13 protein-coding genes and 2 tRNA genes are annotated in these 18632 nt (G+C 36.5%); 8 read left to right on the top strand and 7 right to left on the bottom strand.

The window, feature by feature from the left end; genetic code table 11:
* The first annotated feature begins 3 nt into the window (after positions 1 to 3).
* Together yedF and BZG01_RS09765 are read left to right on the top strand one after the other, a co-directional pair.
* Positions 4 to 345 (top strand): sulfurtransferase-like selenium metabolism protein YedF, encoded by a 342-nt coding sequence (gene yedF / locus BZG01_RS09775; protein ID WP_101309654.1) that lies wholly within the window; start codon positions 4 to 6, stop codon positions 343 to 345.
* Positions 346 to 1143: 798 nt separating this feature from the next.
* Positions 1144 to 3384, top strand: a complete 2241-nt coding sequence (locus BZG01_RS09765; protein WP_101309652.1) for a TonB-dependent receptor domain-containing protein — start codon at positions 1144 to 1146, stop codon at positions 3382 to 3384.
* Between the two features lie 50 nt (positions 3385 to 3434).
* Here the strand turns inward: BZG01_RS09765 and BZG01_RS09760 are convergent, their stop codons facing one another.
* Positions 3435 to 4859 (bottom strand): bifunctional metallophosphatase/5'-nucleotidase, encoded by a 1425-nt coding sequence (locus BZG01_RS09760; protein WP_101309651.1) that lies wholly within the window; start codon positions 4857 to 4859, stop codon positions 3435 to 3437.
* Between the two features lie 196 nt (positions 4860 to 5055).
* Between BZG01_RS09760 and BZG01_RS09755 the strand changes: the two genes are divergently transcribed.
* From BZG01_RS09755 to BZG01_RS09740, 4 genes are all read left to right on the top strand, one after another.
* A complete protein-coding gene (locus tag BZG01_RS09755; RefSeq protein WP_143470873.1) occupies positions 5056 to 7494 on the top strand; it encodes a P-loop NTPase family protein in 2439 nt (812 codons plus the stop codon).
* Positions 7495 to 8208: a hypothetical protein gene (locus BZG01_RS09750; RefSeq protein WP_101309649.1), complete on the top strand. Its 714-nt coding sequence runs from the start codon at positions 7495 to 7497 to the stop codon at positions 8206 to 8208.
* A gap of 5 nt (positions 8209 to 8213) precedes the next feature.
* Positions 8214 to 9479: a cation:proton antiporter domain-containing protein gene (locus BZG01_RS09745; RefSeq protein WP_101309648.1), complete on the top strand. Its 1266-nt coding sequence runs from the start codon at positions 8214 to 8216 to the stop codon at positions 9477 to 9479.
* 381 nt (positions 9480 to 9860) lie between these two features.
* The gene (locus BZG01_RS09740) at positions 9861 to 10886 is read left to right on the top strand and encodes a PAS domain-containing sensor histidine kinase (protein WP_101309647.1); all 1026 of its coding nucleotides are present in this window, start codon (positions 9861 to 9863) and stop codon (positions 10884 to 10886) included.
* Positions 10887 to 10987: 101 nt separating this feature from the next.
* Here BZG01_RS09740 and BZG01_RS09735 read toward each other — a convergent pair.
* The 3 genes from BZG01_RS09735 to mutS form a co-directional block, all read right to left on the bottom strand.
* Positions 10988 to 11071, bottom strand: a tRNA-Leu gene (locus BZG01_RS09735).
* Positions 11072 to 11087: 16 nt separating this feature from the next.
* Positions 11088 to 11160 (bottom strand) — tRNA-Gly (locus BZG01_RS09730).
* Positions 11161 to 11371: 211 nt separating this feature from the next.
* Positions 11372 to 13951: a DNA mismatch repair protein MutS gene (gene mutS, locus BZG01_RS09725; RefSeq protein WP_101309646.1), complete on the bottom strand. Its 2580-nt coding sequence runs from the start codon at positions 13949 to 13951 to the stop codon at positions 11372 to 11374.
* Positions 13952 to 14261: 310 nt separating this feature from the next.
* On the opposite strand from mutS, the gene BZG01_RS09720 reads away from it, so the two are divergent.
* Positions 14262 to 15632 (top strand): saccharopine dehydrogenase C-terminal domain-containing protein, encoded by a 1371-nt coding sequence (locus BZG01_RS09720; protein WP_281256425.1) that lies wholly within the window; start codon positions 14262 to 14264, stop codon positions 15630 to 15632.
* 85 nt (positions 15633 to 15717) lie between these two features.
* Positions 15718 to 16467 (top strand): hypothetical protein, encoded by a 750-nt coding sequence (locus BZG01_RS09715; RefSeq protein WP_101309644.1) that lies wholly within the window; start codon positions 15718 to 15720, stop codon positions 16465 to 16467.
* A 10-nt stretch (positions 16468 to 16477) separates the two neighbouring features.
* Here BZG01_RS09715 and BZG01_RS09710 read toward each other — a convergent pair whose 3' ends face one another.
* The 3 genes from BZG01_RS09710 to BZG01_RS09700 are packed head-to-tail and all read right to left on the bottom strand — an operon-like array spanning position 16478 to position 18631.
* Entirely contained in the window at positions 16478 to 17197 is a 720-nt protein-coding gene (locus BZG01_RS09710; protein WP_101309643.1) for a tRNA1(Val) (adenine(37)-N6)-methyltransferase, read from the bottom strand.
* Positions 17198 to 17202: 5 nt separating this feature from the next.
* On the bottom strand, positions 17203 to 17979 hold the full coding sequence (locus BZG01_RS09705) for a TIGR02757 family protein (RefSeq protein WP_101309642.1): 777 nt from the start codon (positions 17977 to 17979) through the stop codon (positions 17203 to 17205).
* Positions 17972 to 18631 (bottom strand): ABC transporter ATP-binding protein, encoded by a 660-nt coding sequence (locus BZG01_RS09700; protein ID WP_101309641.1) that lies wholly within the window; start codon positions 18629 to 18631, stop codon positions 17972 to 17974. Before BZG01_RS09700 ends, BZG01_RS09705 begins: the two co-directional genes overlap by 8 nt.
* Position 18632: the final 1 nt, after the last annotated feature.

Genomic DNA, 18632 nt, shown 5'->3' with positions numbered 1-18632 from the left:
CATATGCAAAGAAATACATTAATTCAGGTTACTCAGAATGGAATGGGAACCGGTAGCGAAGAATTGGGTTTGAAATTAATTACCAATTACTTTAAACTTCTGGATGCTGATGGGCGAACACCTAAAATCATTGTTTTTTACAACGCAGGAGTAAAATTAATTTGTGAAAACTCTCCTGCTTTGGAATCTTTACAAAATCTAAGCAAAAAAGGAGTACAGCTTCTTGCCTGCAAAACCTGTTTGGATTATTTTAATTTATCTGATCAAATAAAAGTAGGAACCGTTGGAAGTATGCCTGATATTATCACCCTTCAGGCTGATGCCGATAAAGTGATCAACTTATAATTCATTCCCATAATATAAAGCAAGAGGATGTCCAAAAAGTATTGTTCTATTGTCATTCTGAGCTTGTCGAAGAATCTTTCACTTTGAAAAACAGATGTTTCGACTTCGCTCAACATGACAATCGAGTACAAAATATTCCTTTTTGGACACCCTCTTTTATTTTCAGCTTCCAGAACTCTCCCGTAAGATATCTTTTTGCTTGGACATATTATTACTTCTTCTCTGATTTTCTATCCACAACAACAACATATTACATAAAGCTTTGTATATTTAATACACAATTGTCTTTATTTATGTTCCTGAATAGAATCTTTGCATACCTACTCCTTTTAACTTTCTCATTTCAAAGTTTTGAAGTGGTATTAATCACGGTGAACTTTAAAATAAATCAGGATTTTTTTGCGTCAATCTGCACCAATAAAGACAAACCTGAAATGAAGTGCAATGGAAAGTGTCACTTAAAAAAACAAATACAGCAACACGAAAAGGAAGAGTCTTCGAAGGACAAACAAATCACCGAAAAAGAAGACCAATTATTCATTCAGGGTATAAATATCCTAAAAAATGAGCCTCCAATTCTTATTTCAGATAAACGATTAGCTTACACGGAACCATTGCATCCTGTACAACATTATTTTGATATTTTTCATCCGCCAAAAATCAAATTCTGATCAATTACTTATTATCAATCCCCAATTGATAATTCACTGTATATCATACTTTATTGGGAGGCTTGCATTGGTTTTACACGATCAATGCAGACTACTCATATCTAGTAATTACATAAAATACTCAGGAATGAAAAATATTCTAATCGTTTGTTTCCTGTTCATTGGGATACAAGCACATTCGCAACAAGCTATAATACTGAAAGATACTGAAACCGGCGATCCAATCCAGTATGCCCATTACCTATATCAGAATCAGAAAGGGACAAGCACTCCCGAAGGAGAAATATCAATCAAATTTATCGCTGCAGAAAAACTTCAAATTTCGCATGTAAACTATGGCAAACTTGAAATATCAAGCGGCAGACTGCAGGAAGCAATAAAAATTGGAGTATTAAGCCTCACCCAATCATACATTTCTTTACTGCCAACAACTGTAATTGCAAGAGCAAACAGCTCTGCTAAAAGTGATATCATGAAAGTCCGCATCAGTGATAAACTATCGCACGATGCAGGTGATTTTTTGAGTCAGAGTGCCATGATTGGAGGCATCCGAAAAAGCGGAAGTTATGGTTTCGATCCTGTTCTTCGTGGCTTTAAATACGATCAGTTAAACCTCATTATGGACAATGGAATGAGCGCAACGGCAGCTTGTCCAAACCGAATGGATCCTCCCGCAAGTCAAATTCCGATGAGTATGGTCGATCGGGTAGAAATTGTAAAAGGTCCGCATTCACTGCGATTTGGAAATGCTTTTGGTGGCAGTATCCATTTTAAGTCGGCACCTGCAAGTTTTAGCCAAACCGCAAAAGCATTTGGCAGGGCAAGCGGCAGTTACGAAAGCAATGGAAATATTTTCCGCACAGAAGCCATGGCCGGAGCAAAAGGGAAGTTCTATAACTTTGGCATTTACGGAGCCTACAGCGAAGGTGACAATTACGAAGATGGAAACGGCAACAAAACACCTTCTGGATTTAACCGGCGCAACATCGGAATGAGCAGCGTCTTTAAATTATCTGATTATCAGAGCATCAAGCTGTCGGCAAATAACAACTTTGCCAAGGATGTCGATTTTCCTGCTCTAAATATGGATTTGCGGGAAGATGATACCTGGCTGTTTAATCTGACTCACAAAATCAACTTTAAGAGCACAAGCATTAGTTCCCTATCCACTTCATTTTACGGCTCTTTTGTTGATCACAGCATGGACAACCTGACAAAAGATTTGAATCCGAGAACGGTGAATGCAATCACTTTAGCCAAAACCAAAAACTATGGTGGAAGATCGGAGGCAAGTTTTCAATTTAAGAACAGTTCTCTTTTTGCGGGAATCGACTACAAAGCAGAAGAAGCAGAAGGAACACGTTCCCGCAAAATGCTGATGGGTCCGAAAACCGGGACTACCTTTTTCGATGACCTTTGGCAGGACAGTAAAATTTCAAAAGCTGCATTGTTTGGAGAATATCATTTTGCACTGCAAGAGGTCTATTTTGTTGCCTCTACCCGCTTGGAACACAACAGTGCCAAGAGTAGAGAACTAACCACTGAATTTATAAATGCCAACCCTGAAAGTCCATCTGACAAACTAAATGTTTCGGCAAGTTTTGGAGCCACCCACGATTTCTCGAAACAGATTAGAATGGGATTGTGGCTGGGAAGAGCCGAACGCAGCGGAAGCTTAACCGAACGCTTCATCAACTATTTGGCAGTTGATGTTGACCCGTACGAAAGAATTGGAAACGCAAAACTGAAATCGGAGGTAAACTATCAGTTAGACTATAATTTTATCTGGAAAACTGATCAATCTGAATTGAACATCACCCTTTTTGCATCCATGCTAAGAGATTACATCAGTGCTGAAATCAGACCTGATTTATCGCCGAGACTAGCCACTGCTCCCGGTGTAAAACAATATTACAACATCGATAAAGCAGTTATGCGTGGCTTTGAATTTTCCTGGTATCAGAAAATCACATCTTCCATTTATCACAAAGTAAATATTGCCTATACTTATGGAAAGAATATAGATTTCAATCAGCCCTTGCCTGAAGTTCCTCCTCTTGATATCAGATATGCATTGGGAGCTTCCTTTTTCAGGAATAAGTTTCATCCGGAAATAATGATCCGACATGCTTTAAAGCAAAATAGAATATCAAATAATTATGGAGAAAGCAAAACACCTGCTTTTACTATTGCTGATATTAAAGCATCTTACGATTTTTCCGATAAAATCAGATTAATTGGTGGCGTAAGAAATCTTTTTGACGAAGCGTACTACGAGCATTTAAACAGGTCGGTAAAAGGCAGCAACAAGGCAATTTATGCTCCCGGGCGTAGTTTTTATCTAACTCTGGCAATTAGCTTGATGTAATTAATCAAATGTGCCGATTGAATGACATATGTGATTCAATCGGTATATTTTCACTCTCCCAATAGCACAATCCGTCCTTCCAAAACCGGCTTTACAAGTTTTAATTTTTTACAGTATGCTTTCAGCACTTCAAAATCCTCAATTGCCTTGGGATTCAATTCATCAACCAAAACTTCAAACTCTCCGGTTAATTTCCCCAAACAATAGTTGTTCAATGAAACCGTCAATAATTCCTCATCGTCCAACTCTTTCCCGTCCCTCTCAACAAATATACTATTGTCGACAAAAGAATATTTGTAACTAATCCCTGAAACCTGAAGCAACTGACCATTTTTATCTGCAGCATTCTCTTTTAAAAACTGTTTCAACACCTTCCCTTTAATCAGAATTTGACAAATTCTATTTCCAAAAGGCAGCAGTGAGCGAACAGATTTTAAAGTAAAATCTCCAACAGACACATCAGCTCTTATTCCACCACCATTAATAATTCCCACATTGGAACTGTGCCATTCTTTAAAAGCATCAGCAATTAAATTTCCGGCAAGACTTTCGCCGGTAATCCCATCTTTAAAACGAAGAGGAACTTCCAACCGACCAATCTTTTCGGACAACTGCAATTCCATATCCTTTTTATAATACAGCTCCATATCTCTCATATACTTCTCGGAAGTCACATCACTTGTTAAAGGAATAATTTCAACGAGCGGTTTTTTATTCTTTTCCAGGCTCAATTTAGCAACTGAACTCATGTTTCCGGCAGTAGCAACAATCGGAACACTGCCTTTGTAAAAAATATTGCTTTCGTGCTCGAACTGCTCCTCAGTTAAAATCAAATCAATTTCAGGAAACTGCTCCAACAATTTCCGATTGGTTTCCAAATCTGTTTGGGTTATAAGTACCAAAAAATCAACATTCCCCATTTCAGGCTGAAGCTTAGAAACAGAAACAAATAAATCTTCCTGAACCACCAAATCATCATGAATACTTGTGTTCATAGCGTCGGTCAGGCCGATAAATCCAATTCGCAAACCTCCAATTTTTTTCACTAGAAAAGCAGGCAAATTCCCAAACACACCACCATCTCTGTTTTTAAGATTGGAACTAAACCACTGCGATTTGGATTTAGATAAAAGCTGAATGGTATGTTGTGCCCCAAAATCAAATTCATGCTGTCCGAAATTGCAGATATCCACAGGAATATCATTGAAGGCTTCAATCATAGGCTCTCCTTTGTACATGCCGCCAAACAGAACACCACCACACAAATCACCTCCATGAATTACCAATGTGTTTGGATTAACCTTTCGCACCTCATCTGCAATAGTTTTTAATCGGGCAACACCACCTCGTCCTCCATCAACATCGTCTACCGGAAAAATCTGATGTGCATCTGTGAAGTACAATAAATCTACCTTTTGCGCATTCACACTTAGATTAACAACAAAAAAAATAAGGAATGATATATTTCGGAACATCGGGAAAAATTTTTATTCAACCGAAAAGTAATAATAAATGCCTGTCTATTCAAATACAAACTAGATATCAATCACTAAAATGATGTTAATTTCATTGTTAATCTTATCTCTAAAATGCTTTCAATACGATAGCTCTTTCCTTCTTTTCATTTGAAAGTCATCATAAAAAGTATTAAAAAAATTTAAAAAACTGAACATGGAATTCTTATATTGCATAACGTTTGCCATGAATAATAAAGATTTAAAACACATGAAGTCTGATAAAGAGAAAGATATAACAACCAAAACCTTGAGCGTTTTAGAGGTTTTAAACAAACATTTAGAGGACTATCTGAACCTATTGGAACAAAGCCTGACAACAGAAGGCCTTTCTCAGCTTGTTCTAAAAGAATTTACAGAAGTAAGCGATTTCTTTATTTCTATTGGTGATCAGGAATACAACAAAGCACAAACCGATAAAAATCCGGATTTTACAACAATATATATTCTGAATTATCTTTTGCCGGAGTCGTTTAAGAATACGATGCTGATACACCGCGATGTATTGTTACAGCTTCAAATTTCAAAAAATAAAAAACAAGAATCTCTGGTCGATGATCAGACTGTTCAGCATCATCTAAAAGAATCCAAAGCAATTTTAGAAAAAGCAACCAACTCCTTTGCTCAGAAAATTAGCGCAGAACTAAATCCGGTTCAGCAAACCAATAAAAAAAGAAAGAAACATATTTCCAAAACCAAACACCAGCAAAATCCTTGGGAAGTTTACAAAAATCAATTTCTTACGGTGCAAAATCAAGTCAAGGAAATTGAAAAATCAACTCAAACTTTATCCAATATCATTCTTGTTTTTAAGGATATTAAAAATCATACCCAAAACATTTGCGCAACACTTATCAGTGAACTTGAAAATGCGAAACAAACCATAAGCAAAGTGTTGGATTCTGTTCAGAATTTGGATGAAATTGTTAAAACTGCAGACACCATTTCATTAATTGAAGATATTCTGGATGATTTAGAGGTAACAAATACAAAACAAGAAACCTATGCCTTTGATATTGAATTAAAAATTGCTTCGCTCGAAGAAAGCAGCATTCCTGTTGCAAGTGAAGATGGTTTATTACTCATAAAAAAAATAGACTTTAACAAATCGGCTAAAAAGTGGCTGAATTATATGTTGCTCCCCGATATGATCGAGCTGTGGCAAAACAGGACAAATCTGCTTGCTTTTTATAAACACAGTTTACTAAATTTAAAGAGCAGTTTAACTTTACTAAAAAACAACAACACACTTGAAACACTGCCTTCTCAGGTTCAAAGCATACAAAACTTACTGCGCTCAGCCAATACAAATGAAAATTTGCAGAGGAAGATAATTGGTCTGGTACAAGAAAAATTTAGTACCGAATTCTTAGTCTCAAATATTTATCACTCAGAAGATTTTCTGAAAGTTTCTTTGCAATCATCAATAACTCAACTCACATCTTCAAAAAACAAATTCTTACTTGAAGTAGAAAAAAAATTTAAAAACACCCTTTCCTTTTTTAGCAGGACATATGAAATCAGTACCGCTGATAATCCGTTTATGAAATTAGAGGCATCATCAAAATGCATTGAATACAGAACATTTAAAGCATCTAACGTTCATTACGATACTCTTTTTTTAAATAAGAATTTTATTGGAGACTTATTCTTCGTTCCGCGCGAAACCGAAAAACAAAAACTACAGGAAACCTTAAATCTGTGGAAAAAAGGACACAACAAAGCGGTTCTTGTTGTAGGAAATAGTTTAAGCGGGAAATCTACTTTTATTGAAAGTGCTGCGAAAGATCATTTTGACAAACAAAGTATTTTTCTCGAACCTGACAGTACTATTTCCGTTGAAGGAAGAAAATTTACAAGCACAAAAAACCTTGCAGAGGCTCTTCAGCATATTAAGAAACACACCTATAATTTCCGTCCGTTATTGGTAATTGATAATCTGGAACTCTGGAGAGACAAAAATCACAGTTTATTAGATAATGTAAGAGCCGCCATAGAATTCGTGGAATCGGAATCCGATCAGGTTTTCGTTATCATGACTACTTCAAATGCCATGCAGTCTCATTTGGATAAAAGACTTCCTTTTTCCAATTCGTTCAGCTCTGTTATTGATGTTAACAAAGCAAAAACTGACGAAATACACAAAGCCATACTATTGCGGCATGGTGCCTCGCACCGAAGTTTGGTGACAGAAAAAGGACTTCCCCTGCTCAATAAACAACTGGAGCTTTACGTACAAAAGTTGTGTAAAAATTACGGCAATAATATGGGCGAAGTATTGCAGGCATGGACCTATGCAATTACTACTTCTGATGATCATAAAGTAGTGTTTGAAGAAAAGGAGTATGATTTTGAAGACTTTTTCACTCCCGAAGAAGTTATTATTCTTAAATATGTATTATTATACAAGCACATTAACGAAATTGTATTGAAAACCCTTTTGGGCAATCGATACAACATCTCCTATAAATCAGGATTAAAACGTTTAACAAACACCAAAGTATTTCTGCGAAACACAGAGGGAAATCTTGTTTTAAACCAAGTATTGTACCACAATATTCGTGAAATTCTAAAATACAGAGGAACACTCAACTAAATGGAAAATATCGAAACATTATACACCTGGAGCGGTTTACTAGGCCTGCTTGTACTGCTGGCAGTCTGTTATTGGATACTAAAGCTGCTAACATACATTGGAGAGCGATTTGCTAAAAAAAACGTAACCAACAAAAAAATAATAAGCTTTTTAAAAAAAGGCATGTTGTTTTACAAACCTGTTGCAATATCCTTTTTACTACTCGATTTTATATCTATCAATTACATTACACACAGTATTCTTTTGGTTTTTATAAGTCTTTTTGGTTTCTACTATATCAAAAACTTCGTGAGCGGAATTTTTTTCAGGGCAAACCCCTTGGTAAGCAAAGACGCATTTATCACAATTGGGGATTTTAAGGGAGAAGTTAAGAGTCTGCAATCCTTCGGATTAATCATTAATGCCGAATATGGAGAACGGTTTATTAATTATACCGAAATTGAAAATTTAGGATTTGCGATCAACTCAAATGTAAATACCAAATTAAGACAAACACTTTACCTGCGTACACAATTAACAAAAGAACAGGTTTTAAATCTGATTTTTGACAATCCAATTTTAGATTTCGGACAAAAACCTACCATAAAGAACAGTGAAATTCCTCAGGTATTTAAATTTCAGTACACACTCGAAAATGGTGCTGCCACTGAAGATTTAACTGCCTTTTTACATGAAATACAGATTGAAACAAGTGTAACAAACAATTTTAAGTAACAACCATGGAAATCATTTCATCCTATAATTTGATTATTGAAGTATCCATAATCATCATTTTATCTTTTTTATTCAATGGATTGTCCAGAAAAACAAATATCCCAGCAGTACTGATGCTTATCGTACTGGGGGTTGGCTGCCAATACATACTTAAATATTTCAATGCAGAAACATTAAATTTCTTTCCTATTCTTGAAGTTTTGGGAATTGTCGGATTAATTATGATTGTGCTGGAGGCGGCTCTTGAACTGGAACTGAAAAGAGAGAAATTAGTCCCCATCCTAAAATCATTTACTGTTGCCTTAACCGGCCTTATTTTATCAACTTGGGCTGTTGTATTGATTCTCTACAATTTCATTCCCGGAATGACCATGGAATCGGCCTGGCTTTACGCAACTCCATTGTCCATACTATCCAGTGCCATTATCATACCAAGCGTATCAGGTTTAAATGCCGGCAAAAAAGAATTTCATATCTACGAAAGTACTTTTTCGGATATCATGGGCATTATGATGTTCTATTTTTTAACCGGAAAATTAAATCCTGCCGAAGACAGCGGCGTAACAGGTTTTGCAGGAAACATTCTGCTCACCATCATTATCTCCCTGATAGCCAGCTATGCAATTATTTTAATTTTTCAACGCATAAAAAGCAAGGTAAAACTCTTTTTACTGATAGCCATACTGTTACTGCTATATGCACTGGGCAAAAAAATGCACCTTTCTTCGCTTATTATTATCCTGATATTTGGATTAGTAATTGCGAACATGAAACTTTTTTTCAAAGGAAAGCTCTCAAAATTAATTGATTTCGAAAAAGCACATCATATCTATAATGAGTTGCATACAATCACAGCAGAAACAGCCTTTGTTGTCCGAACCTTTTTCTTTGTAATTTTCGGTCTTTCGATTGCCATTTCTTCCTTACTGAGTTTAAACGTAACAATAGTAAGCTTTCTGATTTTGATTTCGATTTATACAATACGATACATTATACTGCGAATTTTTGCAGGAAAGGATATACTGCCACAATTATTTGTTGCTCCTCGTGGCTTAATCACCGTACTTTTATTTTACAGCATACCTTCCGAAGCACAAATTGAAGATTTTGAGCCGGGAATATTACTTTGTGTAATTATTGGAACCAGTTTAATTATGACTTGTGCAATGATTTACGACAAGTACCGAAACACTATGGCCATAAATATAGCCTTAGACAGAAAAGTTGAAAGCGTAAAATGGAAAGCGCCAAGCATTGAAGATGTGAAATAAGCAAATATCTCTCGAGCAGAAAAAATAGAAATGAATCTCATGGTGTTTATTTAAGAATTGGGCGCAATTAAAAATAAAAAGCATCGCATAGATTTCTACAGACTAGTTCAAAACTCCACCATATAAAAATTATTTTACGTTAACATGCCTATTTTACAGCAATGAAAATCAGCTTGATAAATAAGAATTTATTTATAAATTAGAATATGGCAATGATTTTTAACTCCCTTAAGAAGATCTTATCTAAACCGTTGGGTGAGATCTTTTCCATATCCCGAATTCTAAAAAACAGAACCTGGGAAAATAATCGTCTCTATTTGGATTTGGTAAAAAACTCTTTGGTGGGTTTGTATCAAACAACACCAGAAGGGCAAATCATCTATGCAAATCATCTATGCAAATCAAGCAATTTTAAAAATGCTGAAGTATGATTCGTTGGAAGACTTAGCTAAAAAAAAACTGTCAAAGGGATGTTATGCAGACAATAATAAGAGAGAAAATTTCAAGAAGATACTGGAAGAAAAAGGTGAAGTAATTAATTTTCAATCTGAATGGTACACAAAAGAGGGTGATGTTATTTATGTAAAAGAAGGTGCTCGTGCAGTACGGAATGTTACCGGCAGAATCGTTAGATACGATGGTTATGTTGATAACATTACAGATTTTAAACTGACCCAAATGAAGTTAATTAAGGCTGCACAGGAAGCGGAAGAGGCCAGCAAGTTAAAATCAGCTTTTTTAACAAATATGAATCATGAAATCCGAACGCCAATGAATAGTATTCTTGGGTTTGCAGAATTGCTTGAAGACTCCGTTTTATCAAAAGAAGATCATCTGAAATATATTGGTGCTATTCAGCAAAGTTCTATCAGAATGTTAAATACAATAGATGAGCTTATTCAAATGTCAAAGTTAGATGCTGATTGTCTGGACATCTATATTGAAGACGTGAATGTTGAGGATGTAATTGAGGACATGTATGTTCTGTATAAATCTGAAGCTGATGCTAAAGGCATTGAATTTTCTTATGAAAATAATCATAAGGCGAAAGAAATAATTATTTTCTCGGACAAAGAAAAGATAGAAATAATACTTAGTAAGTTGATTTCAAATGCTATTAAATATACAAACAAAGGAAGTGTAAAATTTGGTTTTGATTTTAAAACCAAAACAAACGAGATTCAATTTTATATTAAAGACACAGGCGTTGGTATTTCTGCGGAAGACCAAGAACTTATTTTTGAGCATTTTTACCGTATTGATAATGGAAGAGAAATAATTTATGAAGGAGCTGGCTTAGGCTTAACGATTGTTAAAGAATACGTCAAAATACTTGGAGGTAGAATAAGGGTCGAATCAGTAAAAGGAAAAGGATCTCAGTTTTACTTTGTTTTACCCATCCACTAATTATTTTCGACTTGATCCAGATTTTAATAACCCTGCGTTCCCCCATTCGTTCCCAAAAAAAACAAAACCCTCCTAAACATTGCTGTTTAAGAGGGTTATTGTACCCGGGGCGGGACTTGAACCCGCACGGCCGTGAAGCCACTGGATTTTAAGTCCAGCGTGTCTACCAATTCCACCACCTGGGCATCCTTTCGGATTTTGAGCGAGAAACGAGACTCGAACTCGCGACCCCAACCTTGGCAAGGTTGTGCTCTACCAACTGAGCTATTCTCGCATTGTGCTTTTAAAAGAGAACCGTTGTTCTCTCAATTGCGATGCAAATATATGCGTATTTTTTGATTCTGCAAAGGAAAAAAACCTTTTGACTCATTTTTTTTCAATCATCATAAAAGACATTACTAGGATCCTGAATCTGACTCCCTGAAATTCAGGCACTACACATCAAAAGCCTTTGTATATGGGACACTCACATTTTTTATCTTTTTTTACAATCCGGATATCTTTTTAATCTCATTCAACTTATTTAGAGCCTCAATTGGTGTCAGATTATTAATATCCAGATCTGAAATTTCATTTCTGATTTGCAGAAGTACCGGATCGTCGAGTTGAAAAAAGCTCATTTGATACCCTTCGCGTTGTTGCGCTATCTCACCAACTGGTTTGGCCAGCGATTCTCCATTTTGTTTTCCTTCCAACTGAAGTAATATTTCATCCGCTCGTTTCACAACAGATTTGGGCATTCCGGCCATACGTGCCACATGAATACCAAAGCTGTGATTGGATCCTCCGGGAACTAACTTTCTCAGGAAAATAACCTTATTGTTGACTTCTTTTACCGAAACATTAAAATTCTTCACTCTGGAGAATGATTTCTCCATTTCGTTTAACTCATGATAGTGAGTTGCAAATAATGTTTTAGCTCTGCTGTTACTGTTCTCGTGAATGTATTCAACAATCGACCAAGCAATGGAAATTCCATCATAAGTACTGGTTCCCCGTCCCAATTCATCAAACAAAATCAAACTCCTTGATGAAAGGTTGTTAAGAATACTTGCTGCTTCATTCATTTCCACCATAAAAGTAGATTCTCCCAATGAAATGTTATCCGAAGCACCCACACGGGTGAAAATCTTATCGACACAACCAATATTTGCCTCCTTAGCCGGCACAAAACTTCCAATTTGCGCCATTAAAACAATTAGTGCAGTTTGTCGGAGAAGAGCCGACTTACCCGCCATATTTGGCCCTGTAATAATGATTACCTGCTGCGATTCATTGTCCAGATAAACATCATTTGCAATGTATTTTTCGTCGATTGGCAATTGCTTTTCAATAACCGGATGTCTTCCCTGTTTAATATCGATAATTTCAGAATCATTGATACCTGGACAATTGTAGTGGTTCTCTCTCGCCAGTTTCGCAAAAGACAGCAAACAATCCAGTCGCGCTATCATGGCCGCGTTTAACTGAATGGTAGAAATATAATCAGCAATACCAAGAACCAATTCGTTATACAAACGGGTTTCCAAAGCCAGTATTTTTTCTTCGGCTCCCAATATTTTCTCTTCGTAATCTTTTAATTCCTGCGTAATGTAGCGCTCAGCACTAACTAAAGTTTGTTTTCTGATCCATTCTTCAGGAACCTTGTCCTTATGGGTGTTTCTTACCTCAATATAGTATCCAAACACATTATTAAACGCAATTTTAAGAGAAGTTATACCTGTTCTTTCAATCTCACGCATCTGCATTTGCAGTAAATAATCTTTACCCGAGAACGATATCTTCCTTAAATCATCCAACTCTTCGCAAACCCCATCAGCAATTACACCACCTTTGCTAACCATGTTTGGCGGATCAGCATGAATTTCCTTTTCAATCTTTTCCCGAACCGAAACACAAGGATTCAGTTGATCTCCTATTTTTAGCAAACCTTCATTTCCACTACTCAAACAATAGTTTCGGATAGGTTCGATGGCAATCAGGGCATTTTTTAGCTGAACAACTTCCCGAGGACTGACTCTGCCCACAGCAACCTTGGAAATAATCCGCTCCAAATCTCCAATCTGCTGAATTTCATCCCCTATGGAATGAGAAACCTTTTCATTCCCGTAAAAATGATTCACAACACGCAGGCGATCATTGATACTCGCCGAATCCTTTAAGGGAAGAGCAATCCACCTTTTTAAAAGGCGCGCTCCCATTGGCGATAAGGTTTTATCCATTACACCCGAAAGTGTACTTGCGCCATCGTTTAAGGCTCCAAACAGCTCTAAATTCCGAACTGTAAATTTATCCAGCCACACGTATTTGTCTTCCTCTATCCGCGAAAGCTGAGTTACATGAGCTGCCTGACTGTGTTTTGTGATATCCAGATAATGCAAAACGGCACCCGAAGCAATGATTCCATTGCGTAAAGTCTGAACTCCAAATCCTTTCAACGAACTTGTCTCAAAATGACGAAGCAACCTGTCCTTAGCCGCACTTTCGGTAAAAACCCAGTCATCCATAGTGAAAGTGTAAAACTTGCCACCAAATAATTCATGGAAGATTTTCTCCTTACCTCTCTGATACAAAACCTCTTTTGGCTGAAAATTGCCCAGTAATTTATCGATATACTCAAAACTTCCTTCGGCAGTTAAAAACTCACCCGTTGAGGCATCTAAAAATGCAATTCCGGCTGAATTTTTCTCCATATGAATACAGGCAAGAAAATTATTCTCCCGATGCTCCAAAACGTTGTCATTATAGGATACCCCTGGAGTTACCAATTCTACAATGCCACGTTTAACCAAGGTTTTGGTTTTCTTCGGATCTTCCAATTGCTCACATATGGCCACACGCATGCCTGCCCGCACCAATTTAGGTAGATAAGTATCTATAGAATGATGTGGAAATCCCGCCAACTCAACATGGGATGCCGATCCGTTTGCACGCTTAGTCAGTGTAATGCCTAAAATTTCAGAAGTACGAATGGCATCATCAGAAAATGTTTCGTAAAAGTCACCAACCCTAAACAGCAAAATAGCATCAGGATGTTTATCCTTCATCTGATAATACTGCTTCATTAATGGGGTTTCAACGGCTTTTCTAGCTTGTACCAAGGAGTTAATATATTTAGAGGTTACGCAATTTTTTATCTTTCCCGAACAAATATAATCATTCCGTTTTAGAGATCAGAAAATAAAAATCATAACAAATCTCATAATTTTTGTAGATGACATTTTCTTAATTCACATATAGAAAGAGTCTATACCTTTAAACCAAGCGTCTAAAAGCAACAATCCATTTAGCATCTTTAATTTAGGATTCACATTCCAAAAATTCCTTCATAAAAAACAATCAACTATTTATCGTTTTTTAGCCACTTTATTATAAATTTATGAGACGCAGAACACACTAACTAACGACACTCAAATGAAAAATATTCTAATTATTGGCGCAGGTCTTTCATCAACCAGCTTAATACAATATTTATTAAAGCATTCGGAAAAAAACAATTGGAAAATTACAGTTGGCGATATGTCGTTAGAATCTGCTCAAAAGAAAATCAACAACCATCCCAACGGAATAGCACTTCGGTTTAATTTAAAAGATCTGGAACAAAGAGCTGAAGAAATTTCGGCGGCAGATATCGTTGTAAGTATGGTTCCGGCCTCTATGCACATAATTGTTGCGAAAGAGTGTTTGCGCCATAGAAAACACCTGCTAACGCCATCATATGTTTCTTCTGAAATGATGGAATTGGATGAAGAAGCCAAAGAAAAAGGGCTGTGTTTCCTGAATGAACTCGGTGTTGATCCTGGATTGGATCACATGTCGGCCATGAAAATTATTGATCAGATAAAGGAACGTGGTGGAAAAATTAAAACATTTAAATCGTTTTGCGGTGGCCTGGTAGCTCCCGGCTGCGACAACAATCCCTGGAATTATAAATTTTCTTGGAATCCAAGAAATGTAGTTGTTGCGGGACAAGGAACAGCACAGTTTAAAGAAAATAACCATTACAAATACATTCCCTATCACAAATTGTTCTCAACTCTTACCAAAACTCAAATTACAGGTTATGGCGATTTTGAAGTGTATCCAAACAGGGATTCGCTGCAATATTGTGAATTATACGGACTGAATAACATTCCAACTATTATGCGGGGAACCATGCGAAGACCTGGTTATTCGGAGGCCTGGAATGTTCTGGTTCAATTGGGCTGCACCGATGACACGTATATAATGAAGGACTCTCACAAGTTAACTTATCTCGATTATTTATTGAGTTTTCTGCCCGATAGTGAAAAATCCACAGAGGAAAACTTAGCCGATTTTACACACATCGATGTCAACTCTGTAATAATGACAAAACTGAAATGGCTTGGCTTGTTTTCTGATGAAGCTGTTGGTTTAAGAAATGCTACTCCAGCCATGATTCTTCAGAAAATTCTGGAACAAAAATGGGCTCTGGAGCCTACCGACAGAGATTTACTGGTTATGCAGCATTTGTTTGATTTTGAAATCAACGGAGAAAGGAAAAGAATTACTTCTTCGATGACTTATGAAGGAACCGACCGCGAACACACAGCAATGTCGTATACAGTTGGAACTCCTTTAGCGATAGCAACAAAACTATTGGCCAAAGATAAGATCCATTTGAAAGGAGTTCATATCCCAACCTTGCCTGAACTTTACAAACCAATTCTTACTGAACTTGACAATTTGGGCATAAAATTTATTGAAGAAGAAATTGTTTTGTAAGCACTTCAGCATAATTAATTGCGTTTTTCGCCTAAGATCATTCTCTTTTTTATATTTTTGATCTGCATTAATTATACGAAAATACATGTCCCGAATAATTCAATTTGCTTTTTTAATAAGTCTTTTCACTCTTAATTCGTGTTCAGTAAAAAATCAAATATCAACCTATTGGCAGAATGAGAGAGATTTCAGTTCCGAAATATATTCAACAACAGAGGCCAACTATTACAATGCCGAAGATCAAATAAGTGTTAAGGTTTTCAACAACGATAAATTTATCGATATTATTCTTGAGACAAATTCTACAAATACATTAAGGAAAATATACAATCTTGGACTTAGTGTCTGGATCGATCCAGAAGCAAAATTTAAAAACAGTTTTGCCATTAACTTTCCAATGCCTGCTAAATTTCCTTTTACTGCAGAAAAATTTGAAAATTATTTATCCCGTTTTTCACTAACAGAATTAAATGAAGAATTTTTGGATCGTTTTCAGATTTTCGAGGTTGTTAACGTGAAAAAAAATGAAAGTCTTTCTATTAGTACTCTGCAGGAAGACGATACCTATCAGGTAAAGATAAGTTCGAAAAATGAAGTTCTGTTTAGTTATCATCTTCGAATACCAATGAGTGAATTTTACTCCAAAAACCTGTCGGGCAATGAAATAATAAGCATTGGAGTTGCAAGTATCAATGAAGCAAATGAGGAATATCACTCAGCTTTAAGCAGTAAAGAATACATTAACAAACGCATGGAAAGATTAAAAGCCGGCTACAATCAAACTCCATTTGAACTTACTGAATGGTGGGCAAATTTTAAAATATCTACAGAGTAGAAACAGCAGCTTAAAATTTTAAATAAAAGTCTTTTGTCAGATTTATATATTCAGGAGAATAGACATGTCTCTGTCCATTTTCCACTATTAATTCAGCGAATTGAGCCTCGCATTTCTGCAAACAAAATTCAAACAAATAACGCTTGGCAGGCTTCCCGGGATTAGGCAGAACTGAAATCTTTCTTTTCAAATAAAAGCCTGTTAATCCAGCCAATCTCTGAAAATATTCTCCTTCATCAACAGGCAGAACAACAGATAAAACTCCTGATTCTGTTAATAAATTCATGGCTCCGTTCAACAAATCCTCAAAAGGCAAATAATCTGCATGGCGAGCCTGTGTCCGTGTTTCGCATTTCGCTTTTAAACCATTTAGAAAATAAGGCGGATTGCTTACAATCAAATCATATCTAACCGTTGTAATCTGGCAAAATTCCTGAAAAGAAAGATGAAATGCATTCAGTTTTGAAGTCCACGGGCAATTTGCGAAGTTATTAACAGCTTGTTGATAAGAAGACAATTCAATCTCAACGGCATCAATTTTCACATCGGAATTGGTTCTCTGTCCCATCATCATGGCAATCAATCCGGTTCCGGTTCCAATATCCAATATCCGATTGGCTTTGGAAATATCCACCCAAGCCCCCAATAGAACACCATCGGTTCCAACCTTCATTGCAGAGCCATTCTGATCGACCCTAAATTGCTTGAACTCAAAATAATTATTTGCCATTCTTCTTAAAATTTCTCAAAAGCACCCAAACCAAATAAGGCATAGTCATATTTCACAGGATCTTTGGGATCTAATTTCCTAAGGTTTTCGGTAATTTCTTCAACAGCCTGCCAATCATTCTGTTTTCTGGTTAGCAAACCCAGTTTACGACCAACATTTCCAGTATGAACATCCAAAGGCAAATACAAGTCTGCCGATGAAAGTTGATTCCACAAGCCAAAATCTACTCCCCGGTCATCTTTCCGCACCATCCATCGCAAATACATATTCAATCGCTTTGCCGTAGATTTTTTCAATACATTCGAGATGTGTTTCTGACTTCTGTCCAAATGCTCAGTCTTGAAAAACACTTCCCTAAAATAGGCCAATGCACCTTTTACAGTACCTGAATCATTTGCTCCCTTCGCGAAAACATCTTCCAACCCGCCATGATTCCGATAAATATTCTGCAGTGATTTTAAAAAAAAGATACAATCATCACCATTAAACGTGCGATGTTTAAATTGCTTAAAAACTTCCAAATCAAGATTGGATGCGTTCAGAATAAACTCATGAGGTTCTTGATCCATTCTTTCGACCAGCCATTTCGCGTTTCGAATAATTGTAGGTCTTTGCCCCCAGGCAATACTTGCACTTAAGAAACCGGCTATTTCAACATCTTCTTTTTTCGAAAAAGATCGTGGTATTTGTATCGGATCAGTGGTAATGAAAGATTCACGATTGTATAAATCGTATTTTTCATCCAAAAATTCCTTTAAACCGGCAAATGAAAAATTAGTCATGCCCATCGATCAGTCCATCTGAAATACTAATCTTCCGATCCGACATATCCGCCAATTCCATATCGTGAGTTACGATCACAAATGTTTGATTGAAACGGTCGCGTAAAGTAAAAAATAATTCGTGAAGCTCCTGACGCGTTTTAGAATCTAAATTACCGGAAGGTTCATCAGCCAAAATTACAATTGGATCATTAATCAGAGCCCTTGCTACTGCAACCCGTTGCTTCTCACCACCCGAAAGTTCGGAAGGTTTATGATCCATTCTATGACCCAAATTCAGCATTTCGAGCAATTCCTTTGCCTTCGCAATGGCTTCCGATCTCGATTTTTTTGCAATATATGCTGGAATGCAAACATTCTCTAAAGCTGTAAATTCAGGAAGCAAATGATGAAACTGGAATACAAAACCAATATTCGAATTTCGAAATGCAGATAATTCTTTCTCATTGTATGAAGTGATGTCAACACCATCAAAAAACACTTTTCCTGAATCGGGTCGGTCCAATGTCCCAAGTATTTGCAGAAGTGTAGTTTTGCCTGCACCACTGGCGCCAACAACAGAAACAATTTCTCCTTTTGTAATATTCAGGTCGATTCCTTTAAGAACATTAACCGTTCCAAAACTTTTTTTGATTTGATCAGCAGTTATCATA

Source organism: Labilibaculum manganireducens (genome assembly GCF_002843385.1).
Classification (GTDB): Bacteria; Bacteroidota; Bacteroidia; order Bacteroidales; family Marinifilaceae; genus Labilibaculum; species Labilibaculum manganireducens.
Note: the sequence above shows the minus strand (reverse complement) of the source record. Positions and strands in the feature narration are given on the sequence as shown.